This window comes from Calidithermus terrae, assembly GCF_003574345.1.
Lineage (GTDB): Bacteria > Deinococcota > Deinococci > Deinococcales > Thermaceae > Calidithermus > Calidithermus chliarophilus.
This window is the reverse complement of the sequence record NZ_QXDL01000142.1, coordinates 1-10,521: the sequence shown is the minus strand read 5'-3', so window position 1 is coordinate 10,521 and position 10,521 is coordinate 1. Positions and strand designations below refer to the sequence as shown.

7 protein-coding genes and 1 pseudogene are annotated in these 10,521 nt (G+C 71.3%); 1 reads left to right on the top strand and 7 read right to left on the bottom strand.

Translation table 11 applies throughout. From position 1 onward, the window contains the following. From Mterra_RS14785 to miaA, 4 genes and pseudogenes are all read right to left on the bottom strand, one after another. Positions 1 to 266 (bottom strand): annotated as a pseudogene (locus Mterra_RS14785) (hypothetical protein); the annotation flags it as partial. A gap of 44 nt (positions 267 to 310) precedes the next feature. After that, positions 311 to 1,069, bottom strand: coding sequence for a 3'-5' exonuclease (locus Mterra_RS14780; protein ID WP_170159681.1), 759 nt, complete (start codon positions 1,067 to 1,069; stop codon positions 311 to 313). Positions 1,070 to 1,158: 89 nt separating this feature from the next. Continuing rightward, positions 1,159 to 2,604: an Asp-tRNA(Asn)/Glu-tRNA(Gln) amidotransferase subunit GatA gene (gene gatA / locus Mterra_RS14775; RefSeq protein WP_119315872.1), complete on the bottom strand. Its 1,446-nt coding sequence runs from the start codon at positions 2,602 to 2,604 to the stop codon at positions 1,159 to 1,161. A 142-nt stretch (positions 2,605 to 2,746) separates the two neighbouring features. Beyond that, positions 2,747 to 3,646: a tRNA (adenosine(37)-N6)-dimethylallyltransferase MiaA gene (gene miaA / locus Mterra_RS14770; protein WP_119315871.1), complete on the bottom strand. Its 900-nt coding sequence runs from the start codon at positions 3,644 to 3,646 to the stop codon at positions 2,747 to 2,749. Between the two features lie 32 nt (positions 3,647 to 3,678). Between miaA and Mterra_RS14765 the strand changes: the two genes are divergently transcribed. After that, positions 3,679 to 4,056 (top strand): Hsp20/alpha crystallin family protein, encoded by a 378-nt coding sequence (locus Mterra_RS14765; protein ID WP_119315870.1) that lies wholly within the window; start codon positions 3,679 to 3,681, stop codon positions 4,054 to 4,056. Positions 4,057 to 4,357: 301 nt separating this feature from the next. Here the strand turns inward: Mterra_RS14765 and Mterra_RS14760 are convergent, their stop codons facing one another. The 3 genes from Mterra_RS14760 to Mterra_RS14750 all read right to left on the bottom strand — a co-directional run. Continuing rightward, entirely contained in the window at positions 4,358 to 5,836 is a 1,479-nt protein-coding gene (locus Mterra_RS14760) for a DHA2 family efflux MFS transporter permease subunit (protein WP_119315869.1), read from the bottom strand. A 228-nt stretch (positions 5,837 to 6,064) separates the two neighbouring features. Further along, positions 6,065 to 9,454, bottom strand: coding sequence for an exodeoxyribonuclease III (gene xth / locus Mterra_RS14755; protein WP_119315868.1), 3,390 nt, complete (start codon positions 9,452 to 9,454; stop codon positions 6,065 to 6,067). An 86-nt stretch (positions 9,455 to 9,540) separates the two neighbouring features. Then, positions 9,541 to 10,521, bottom strand: a 981-nt coding sequence (locus tag Mterra_RS14750; protein WP_119315867.1) for a 1-aminocyclopropane-1-carboxylate deaminase, incomplete at its 5' end; no start/stop codon positions are given.

The window sequence follows — 10,521 nt, the reverse complement described above, 5'->3', positions numbered from 1 at the left end:
GGCTTGGGCTCGGCTTCCACCGGGGCCTTGGGCGCGGGGCGCGGGGGGCGGGAGTGCAGGGCCTCGAGGCCGATCACCTCCCCGTCGAAGCTGAGGCCGATCACCTCGTTGACCGCCAGCCGCCGCTTGGCGTAGTACGCGTGCAGACCCGCGATGCGGCCCCTCGACCACTCCACCTTGCACTCGTAGACTTCGCCGTCCTCGTCCACGAAGCGCGCCGTCTCCTTGTTCTTGAGGAACTGGCGCAGGCTTTGGGTCAGGGTCATGGTCCCGGAGTTGAGGCATTGTGAGGTAAGAACGTAACGTCCGGTCATAGCTCTCCAAGGGGCCGGGGAGTTCCGGCGGTCAGCATGTAATACATCTCATAGGCTACCTGGGCGGTGACGTTCACGTCGCCCAGGGCGCGGTGGCGGCCCTGCACCTCGCCGAGGTCGAAGGCGAAGGCGAGCGCGTCGAGGCCCCGCTTGGGGAGGCCCGGCAGCGCCCTGCGCGCCCACTGAACGGTGTCCACCACTGCGTTATCCAGTCTATACCCGAGCCGCGCCAGGCGGGGCTTGAGGAATCCGAGGTCGAAGCCGGCGTTCTGGATGATTAAGGTCGCCCCTTGCAGCAGCGGCCAGGCCTCCTCGAGCACCGTGTAGATGTCGGGGGCCGAGCGCACGTCCTGGTCGCGGATGCGGGTGAGCCGGGTGATGAAGGGGGGGATGGGGCAGCCCGGGTTGACCAGGCGTTGGAATTCGGTGCGGTTGCCGTTCTCCAGCCTTACGAAGGCCATCTCGATCACCTCGTTCGCTTCGGGCGAGAGGCCGGTGGTCTCGAGGTCGAGCACCACCACGGGTTCGGACCGCGGGGGAAAAGGGTAGTCCCATTCCCAAAGGCTTACCTCCTGTCCGTTCGTGCGGAAACGACCGTCCAGCAAGCCCTCGAGCAGCTTGCCGGACCACGAGAGCTGGGGCAACTGCGGCGACGAGAGCACTTCCTGAGCCAACTGAGCCTTCGGGAGAGGACCCGCTGCCTCCCGCAGGCGGCGCGCGATGCGGGTACTGAGGCGGTAATGGGTGGGGCTCATGGCTCGAGAGACGGCGTAGGGCATAGGAATAAACCCAGTCCAATCAGCAGCCGGAAAGGCTGGAAGCAGTATACGGCAAAGCGCGAATTTTAGGCACTCGCACAGGCGATGGGAGCGGCTTTGGTGAAGACACCCCCCGTAGACTGTTCGAAAATTTGGGCCAGGCTGAAGAGGCGTTCATCCTGCAGGGGGGGTGCGATGAGCTGCATCCCCACCGGCAGGCCCTCCTCATAGCCCGCCGGCAGCGACAGCCCGGGCAGCCCGACGAGGTTGACGGCCACCGTGTCGATGTCGGAGAGGTACATGGAGAGGGGGTCGTCGGTCTTGGCCCCGAGCTTGAAGGCCGGGAAGGGGCTGGTGGGCGTCAGGAGCACGTCGGCGTGGGCGAAGGCTTGCTCGAAGTCGGCCTTGAGCCGGGCGCGCGCGCGCAGGGCCTTGCCGTAGTAGGCGTCGTAGTAGCCGGCCGAGAGCGCGAAGGTGCCCATCAGGATGCGCCGCTTGGCCTCGGGGCCGAAGCCCGCCGAGCGGGTCTTGCGCATGGTGTCGGTCACGTCCTGGCCCGCCACGCGCAGGCCGTAGAGGGTTCCGTCGTAGCGGGCGAGGTTGGAGGAGACCTCGGCGGTCATGGCGATGTAGTAGGTCGCCAGGGCGTACTCGAGCGCGGGCAGGCTGACCTCGACGAAGCGCACGCCCTCGGCCTCGAGCACCCGCCGGAAGTTCTCTAAAGCCGCCAGCACGCCGGGGCTGTTGCCCGCCTGCACGCTCTCCCGCACGACCCCCACGGTGAGGGCCGGGCGCTCGCCGAGGGCCCGGGTGAAGCCGGGCTCGGCCTTCAGGCTGGTGCTGTCGCGGGGGTCGTGGCCGCAGATCCGGTCGCTCAGCAGGGCCAAGTCGGCCACCGTGCGGGCGAAGGGCCCGACCTGGTCGAGGCTGCTGGCGCAGGCCACCAGCCCGTAGCGCGAGACGCGGCCGTAGGTGGGCTTGAAGCCGTACACCCCGCAGAAGGCCGCGGGCTGGCGCACGCTGCCGCCGGTGTCGGAGCCCAGCGCCAGCGGGGCCATGCCGGACGCCACCGCCGCCGCCGACCCGCCCGAGGAGCCGCCGGGCACGCGCTGCAGGTCCCAGGGGTTGCGGGTGGGCCCGAAGGCCGAGAACTCGGTCGAGGAGCCCATGGCGAACTCGTCCATGTTGGCCTTGGCGAGGATCACCGCCCCGGCCTCGCGCAGCCTCTCGACCACGGTGGCGTCGTAGGGCGGGACGAAGTGCTCGAGGATCCTCGAGGCGCAGGTGGTCTCGAGGCCGCGGGTGCAGAGGTTGTCCTTCAGCACCACCGGAACCCCGGCCAGCGGCAACTCTTCCCCCTGCGCCAGGCGCTGCTCGACCGCCCGGGCCTCCTCCTCGGCCCGGGGGTTGAGCCGCAGCAGGGCGTGGAGTTGCGGCTCGAGGGCCTCCACCCGCTTCAGGTAGAAGCGCAGGACTTCGGTAGGGGTGCGCTCGCCGGAGCGGACCTGGGCGAGAATTTCGTGGGCCAGCATAACCACGACATCATATCGCCTGTCACCGGTCGATGGCCGATAGCCGGGCGCGGGTCGTGCGTCGGATGCGGGTCGTGCGTCGTACGTCGTACGTCCTACGCCGAACGCGAGACGCCTCGGCCCTCGACAGGCCGCGGGCCCCTTACTGCCTGTCGAACCAGCGCTCCAGCAGAGGCCATGCGTCCTCGCCGAGGGCCTGGAGGTAGGTCACGTCGCCGGGTTCTTTGCGGAACCAGGTGTACTGGCGCTTGGCGTAGGCCAGGGTGTTGTGTTCGATGAGGCGGCGGGCTTCCTCGAGGCCGTACGCGCCGCGCAGGTAGCCCACCACCTCCTTGTAGCCGATGGCGTTCAGGGCGGCGGGGGGGTCGGGGTAACGGGCGAGCAGGGCGCGGACCTCCTCGAGCAGGCCGCGCTCGAACTGGCGCTGGATGCGCGCGAGGAGGCGGGGCTTGAGGGCGTCGAGGGGGGGCCACAGGATGGCCTTGCGGTAGCGGAAGCGCGGGGGGCGCTTGGGGAAGCGGCTGGGCGGGGTGCCGGTGCGGCGCAGCACCTCCAAAGCCCGCAGCACCCGGCGGGGGTTGCGACCGGCGCGGGCGGCGTCCTGGGGGCTCGAGGCCTCCAGCTCGGCGACGAGGGCGTCGAGGCCGTGTGTCTCTAGCTCGCGCTCGAGCGCCCGCCGCAGCTCGGGGTCGGGGGCGGGAAGCTCGTACAGGCCCTCGGAGAGGGTGCGGACGTAGTAGCCGGTCCCGCCCACCACCAGCGGGATGTGCCCGCGCTCCAGCACGGCGGCGATGGCCGCTTCGGCCTGCTCGAGGTACTGCGCCACGCTGAAGGGCTCGTGGGGCTCGAGGACGTCGATGAGGTGGTGGGGCACGGCGGCCCGCTCCTGGGGGCTGGGCTTGTCGGTGCCGATGTCGAGGCCCTGGTAGACCAGCGAGGCGTCGGCGGAGACGATCTCTAGGGGGCGCTCCCCGGCGAGGCGCAGGGCCAGGGCGGTTTTGCCCGAGGCGGTCGGGCCGCACAGCACCGGGACGGTTCTCATACTAGGCACACGCACCATGCTACGCTCATTCCATGTCGCTTGAATCCCTCGACCGCTTCAACGCCCTCGAGCAACTCCAGGACCTGCGGCGGCGCCTCGAGGCCCTCACCCAGCGGGTGGCCGGGGCCTGGGTGCCCAGCGCCGACATCATCGAGGAGGAGGACTGCTTCAAGCTGCTCGTGGACCTGCCCGGCGTGCGCCCGGAGGACCTCGAGGTGCGGGAGGAGGAGACCACCTTAGTCCTGGGGGGCGTGCGGCACCCCATCGTGGGCGCCTACACCCTGCAGGAGCGCCCCAGCGGTCACTTCCAGCGCAGCTTCGACTTCGGCCAGCGCATCCAGGCGGGCTCCTCGCAGGCCTCGCTCAAGGGCGGGGTGCTCGAGATCGTGGTCAAGAAGGCCCGGGACTAGCCCCGGCCGCGCGCCAACCTCGAGACTCCGACCCTAGGCGCTGGGCTGAGCCAAACAACCGCGCCCTCCCGCCAGCGGGAGGGCGCATTGGCGCACGACGGCGGGTTCATGCCGGGTTCGAAAAGATAATCTCATTCGAGAAAAAGTCATACCGGATTCAAAAAGATGATCATCCAACCCAGAACCCTGGAGGCTATCTTTTTGGACCCTGGAGCGCACCCCTCCCTGACGGTCGGTAAAGAAAGCGTCCCCCTTCCAAGGGGCGGTACCGCCCTCCGCTACGCGGATAACTTCGGCCGGGTCAGTCCGCCGCGAACGCGGGCTGGGCCTCGAGGTGGGCCGGCTCCGCCTCGGGGCTGGGCAGCGACCTGCGCAGGAAGAAGGTGAGCAGCAACGCCAGCGCGGCGATGCCCGCCGACAGGGCGAAGGCCGCGTGCAGCCCGGCGGTCTGGGCCGCCTGGGGGGAGGCGGCAAGGCTGGCGGCGCGGCTGGTCATGACGGTGACCAGCAGGGCGGTGCCGACGGCCCCGGCCACCATCTGCAAGGTGCTCATGATGGCGCTGCCGTGGGAGTAGAGGTGGCCGGGCAGGGGGTTGAGGCCGGTGGTCATGACCGGGGTGAACAGCAGCGCCAGCCCCAGGCTCAGCGCCAGGTGCAGCGCCAGCAGCAGCCCCGCCGGGGTCGTTGCCGTCACCGTGCTGAAGCCCCACAGGGTCAGGGTGAGCAGGGCCGCCCCGGGCACCGAGAGCACCACCGGCCCGTGGCGGTCGAAGAGCCTGCCCACGGTGGGCGCGGCCAGGCCCATCAGCAGCCCGCCGGGCAGCAGCAGCAGGCCGGTCTCGAGCGAGCCCAGCCCGCGCAGGCCCTGCAGGTAGATCGGCAGCAGGATCGCCCCGCCGAACAGCGCCATCATGGCGATCATGATGACCACGAGGCTGAGGCTGAACATGGGGTAGCCGAAGGCCCGCAGGTCCAGCAGCGGAGTGCCCCGCCGGCCCAGCGCCAATTGCCGCAGGGTGAACAGCAGCAGGCTCAGCCCGCCCACGCCCAGCGCCAGCGCGACGCGGGGGTTGCCCCATCCGTCCGGGCCCTCGCCCGCGCTGCTGAAGCCGTAGACCACCCCGCCGAAGCCCGCTGCCGACAGCAGCACCGAGGGCAGGTCGAGGGTGCCGGGGCGCGGTTCCCCCACGTTGACCAGCCGCCAGGCCCCGTAGGCCAGGGTGAGCAGGGCCACCGGCAGCACCAGCAGGAACAGGAAGCGCCAGGGCAGGGCCTCGAGGATCAGCCCCGAGAGGGTGGGCCCGACGGCCGGGGCCACCGAGATCACGACGCTGATGCTGCCCATCACCGCCCCGCGCCGCTCGGCGGGCACCAGCGCCAGCACGGTGGTGATCAGCAGCGGCAGCATCACGGCGGTGCCCGAGGCCTGCACCACGCGCCCGGCCAGCAGCAGCTCGAAGCCGGGGGCCAGCCCCGCGAGCAGGGTGCCCAGGCAGAACAGCCCCATCGCCCCCAGGAAGACCTGGCGGGTGCTGAAGCGCTGCAGGACGAAGCCGGTGGTGGGGATCACCACCGCCATGGTCAGCATGAAGGCGGTAGCCAGCCACTGCACGGTGGCGGCGCTCACCCGCAGCTCGGCCATCAGGCGGGGCAGGGCCACGTTCATGATGGTCTCGTTGAGGATGACCACGAAGGTCGCGATCAACAGGGTGAACAGGATGCCCCGGTCGCGGGGCGTGAGCTCGGGCGCGGTGCGGTCTGGGTTTTGGGCATGGGTCATGGCAGGTCCTCGAATGGGTCAAAAGTGGCTCGTGCGGGTGGTTCCGTGTGGGTTGGCCCTGGGGTCACGCCTCGAGCGGGCTCACTCCCCCGTAGCGCCGGCTTGGATTACGGTCTCGGTTCATACCAATATCCCCCGATTCCGATAATAACATAATGAGCTCCTAAATTGCAACTCAATAGTTCCAAAATCGAAGTGGCCGGACGGTCTACCCCGGCCAGGGTTCACCTAGCCGCCGTGGGCCTCGAGCCAGGTTTTCCCGTGCCCCACCTCCACCTCCAGGGGCACCGCGAGCTCCACGACCCCGGTCATGGTCTTCCGCAGGAGCGCGCCCACCTCCTCCACCCGGTCCTCGGGGGCCTCGACCACCAGCTCGTCGTGGACCTGCAGCAGGAGCTGGGCCCCGAGCTCGCGCAGCGCCGGGAAGGCCTCGACCATGGCCTTCTTGATGATCGAGGCGCAGGCGCCCTGCACGGGCATGTTGATGGCGGCGTTCTCGGCCCGCACCCGGATGGCCGCCCCGGGCGCGTTGATGTCGGGGATGTAGCGGCGGCGGCCGAAGAGGTCTTCGACGTAGCCGTGCTCCTTGCACAAGCGCTTGGTCTCGCGCACGTAGGCCTCGATGCCGGGGTACTCCTCGAAGTAGCGCTTGATGAAGCGGCTGGCCTCGCCGCGGCTCATGCCGGTGCGCTCGGCCAGGCCCACCGCGCTCAGGCCGTAGGAGAGCCCGTAGTTGATGGTCTTGGCCTGGCTGCGCTGCTCGCGGGTGACGGCCTCGAGCGCGATCCCCGCCACGCGGGCGGCGGTGACGCGGTGGATGTCCTCGCCCTGGGCGAAGGCCCGCACCAGCGTGGGGTCGCCGCTGAGGTGGGCGAGGATGCGCAGCTCGATCTGCGAGTAGTCGGCGGAGACCAGCCGGTAGCCCTCGGCGGCGCAAAACGCCCCCCGGATGGGGCGGCCCGCCTCGGTGCGGATGGGGATGTTCTGCAGGTTGGGGTTGAGGCTCGCCAGGCGGCCGGTGGCGGCGTTGGTCTGGTCGAAGGTGGTGTGCAGGCGGCCGGTCTGGGGGTTGACCCACCGGGGCAGGGGCTCGAGGTAGGTCCCCACCAGCTTGGCGAGCTCGCGGTGCTCGAGGATGAGGGGGACCACCGGGTGGGCGTCGCGCAGGGCGGAGAGGGTCTCGTTGTCGGTGCTGCGCTTGTTGGTGAGGGCGGTCTGGCGGGAGGGGGCCAGCCCCAGCTCGTCGAAGAGCAGCGCCTCGAGCTGGTTGCGCGAGCTGACCTTGAAGGGGCGGCCCACCAGCTCTTGGATGGCGGCCTCGAGCTCGGCCAGCCGCCGGCGCAGTTGCCCCGTCAGGCCCGCCAGCCGCTCCACGTCGAAGCGGATCCCCGTGGCCTCCATGTGCGCGAGCACCGTCGCCAGGGGGCGCTCGACCTCCTCGTACAGGCGCCTGGGGGCCGGCCGCATCCCGGCGCGGAGGGTGCCCAGGAGGGCGCGGGTCAGGGCGGCGCGCTCGGCGGCCGCGGCGGGCCAGGCCGCGCGGGCGTGGCGCTCGGCCAGCTTCTCGGGCGTGGTGACGCGGGTGTCCTCCACGTAGGCCATGAGCAGGGGGTCGTCGCCGGCCTCGAGCTCGCGCCCCGCCCACAGCGCCTGGCGCACCAGGGCCTTGGCGTCCACGGCGTTCACCGGGCTCGGCAGCTCCTGTAGCCCCACCGGCCTCGAGGCCGTCCCGTCCAGGAGCACGGTCTCTTGCCCGGCCACCCCGACGACGGGCGCGGCGTAGGGCTCGGCAGAGGGCTCGGCCGGGCCCCCGGCGGGCTGGGGTTGCGGGGAGGTCGGGGCGGCGGAGGCCTCGCCCAGGCGCAGCTCGCGCTTGAGCCCCTTGAGCCCGAACTCGTCGAGCAGGCGCACCAGGCCCGGGTCGTCGCGCAGCACGGTGGCGGCCTCCTCGAGCGTGAGCGGGACCTCCACGTCGAGGCGGAGCCGGGCCAGCTCGCGCGAGAGCAGCACCTTCTCCCGGCTGGCCTGCACGAGCTTGAGGGGCCGGTCGGGGTCGGGGCCCTCGGCGGCGGCCAGGATAGCCTCGAGGCTCCCGAAGCGCTGGAGCAGGGCCGAAGCGGTCTTCTCCCCCACCCCCTTGGCCCCCGGGATGTTGTCGGAGGCGTCGCCGGTGAGGGCGCGGTAGTCCACCCACTGCCCCACCGTCACGCCGTACTGGGCCTTGAGCTCCTCCGGCCCGAAGCGCTTGCCGTCCTTGGCCCGCACCTGCACCAGCGGTGAGAGCAACTGGTAGAGGTCGCGGTCGCTCGAGACGATGAGCGCCGGGAGGCCCTGGGCCTCGGCCTGCTTAGCCAGCGTCCCGATGGCGTCGTCGGCCTCGACCTCGGCGACCTCGAGGCGCGCCCAGCCCAGCGCGTCCACCAGGCGCTTGATGCGGCGGATCTGGGCAGGCAGGTCCGGGGGGATCTCGTCGCGGCCGCCCTTGTAGTCGGGGTAGAGCCGGTGGCGGAAGGTCGCCACGGGCGCGTCGAAGACCACGACCAGGGCCGGGCCTTCCCCGGCGGGCTCGGGGCGCAGGGGGTCGCCGCCGAGCTCGCGGTAGACCTCCAGCAGCGCCCGCGCGAAGCCCAGCACCGCGTGGACCGGGGTGCCGTCGGGGGCCTTGACCGGGGGCACCCCGAAGTACATGCGGAAGGCCAGGCTGTGGCCGTCCACCAAGACCACGGCGGTGGGGCGGGTGCGCCTGCCGTCCTGCGGGAGCCTGCGCTGGGCCGGGGGGACGAACTCGGCGGCGTCGGGGATGCCCTGCGTCCCGGCCTCGATGGCGACGGGGCTCGCCGCCTTGGGGTGGGCCTCGAAGAGGTCGCAGACCACCGGGGCGTGGTCGGAAGCGCGGGCCACGCCCCGCGCCGCGCGGTCCACCCAGGCTGCGCGCAGCTCGGGCGCCAGGGCCCGGCTCACCAGGACGTGGTCGATGCGCGCGCCCTGGTCCTTCTGGAAGCCGGCGGCCCGGAAGTCCCACCACGAGTAGACGCGGGCCTCGGGCTCGAGCTCGCGCAGGCTGTCGTGCAGGCCCAGCCCCAGCAGCCCGCGGAAGGCGGCGCGCTCGGCCGGGGAGAAGAGCACCTGCCCCTCGAAGCGCTTGGGGTTCCACACGTCGATGGGCTCGGGGGCGATGTTGAAGTCCCCCAGCACCACCGTCTTGGGGTGCTCCTCGAGCACCTCACGGAGCCAGCGGGCGAGGGCCTCGAGCCAGCGCTGCTTGTAGCCGAACTTCGGCGAGCGCAGCGACTCGCCGTTGGGCACGTAGAGGTTGACGACGCGCACCCCGTTCACCGTGGCCGCGATCACCCGCCGCTGCTCGTCCTCGAGGCCGGGAATTCCCGCCTGCACGTCCTGCGGCTCGTGGCGGCTGAGGATGGCGACCCCGTTGTAGGTGCGCTGGCCCGAGAAGACGGCGTGGTAGCCGGCGGCCTCGAGCTGCGCCCGCGGGAAGAGCGCGTCCTCGACCTTGGTCTCCTGCAGGGCGAGCACGTCGGGGCGGTGCAGCTCGAGCCACTCCAGGACTTGGGGGAGGCGGACCGGCAGGGAATTGACGTTCCAGGTAACAATGCGCATGGCGACCTCTGGCCCCAGTCTAGCCTTCGGCAGGGGCAAGGGCTCGAGGCCGGTCCCCGCGGCCACCGGCCGCCGCCTGAACGCCCTCAGCCTCGGGGCGGGTACAGTGCGGCGTAGGCGTTCATGGCCGGGGCCCCGCCCAGGTGCACGTAGAGCACCCGCGAGCCCTTCTCGAACATCCCCTTGCGGGCCAGGTCGATGAGCGCGTGCATCGACTTGCCCTCGTAGACCACGTCGGTGATCATGCCCTCGAGCTGCGCCGCCAGCCGGATGGCCTCGAGGGTGCCCTCGCTCGGCAGGCCGTACTCGGGCCCGGCGTAGTCCTCGAGCAGGATCACGTCTTCGTCGGTGATGTCGCGGCCGAGCTCGAGCGCTTGTGCCGTGGAGCGGGCGATGCGGTGGACGGCGGCGCGGGTCTCGGCGGGCTTGGCCGAGGCGTCCACCCCCACCACCCGGCGCGGCCGCCCCTGCGCGGCGAAGCCCACGACCATCCCCGCCTGGGTGCTGCCGGTCACCGAGCACACCACCACGTGGTCGAAGAACACGCCCAGCTCACGCTCCTGCTGCGCGACCTCCTGGGCGAAGCGCGCGTAGCCGATCCCGCCGAGCGGGTGGTCGGAGGCCCCGGCCGGGATGGCGTAGGGCTTGCCCCCGCGCTGCCGCACCTTGTCCAAAGCCCGCTGCCAGCTCTCGCGCAGGCCGATGCTGAAGCCGGCCGGGCTGAGCTCGATCTCCGCGCCCAGGATGCGCGAGAGCAGGATGTTGCCCACGCGGTCGTAGATGGGGTCTTCGTAGTTGACCCAGTGCTCCTGCACCAGCAGGGCCTTGAGCCCCACGTGGGCGGCCACCGCCGCCACCTGGCGGGTGTGGTTGGACTGCACCCCGCCGATGGAGACCAGGGTGTCGCAGCCTTGGGCCAGGGCGTCGGCGACGAGGTACTCCAGCTTGCGCACCTTGTTGCCGCCGAAGGCCAGGCCGCTGTTGCAGTCCTCGCGCTTGGCCCAGACCTCGACGCCTAAGTGCTCGGAGAGCCGCCGCAGGGGGTGGAGGGGCGAGGGGCCGAAGGT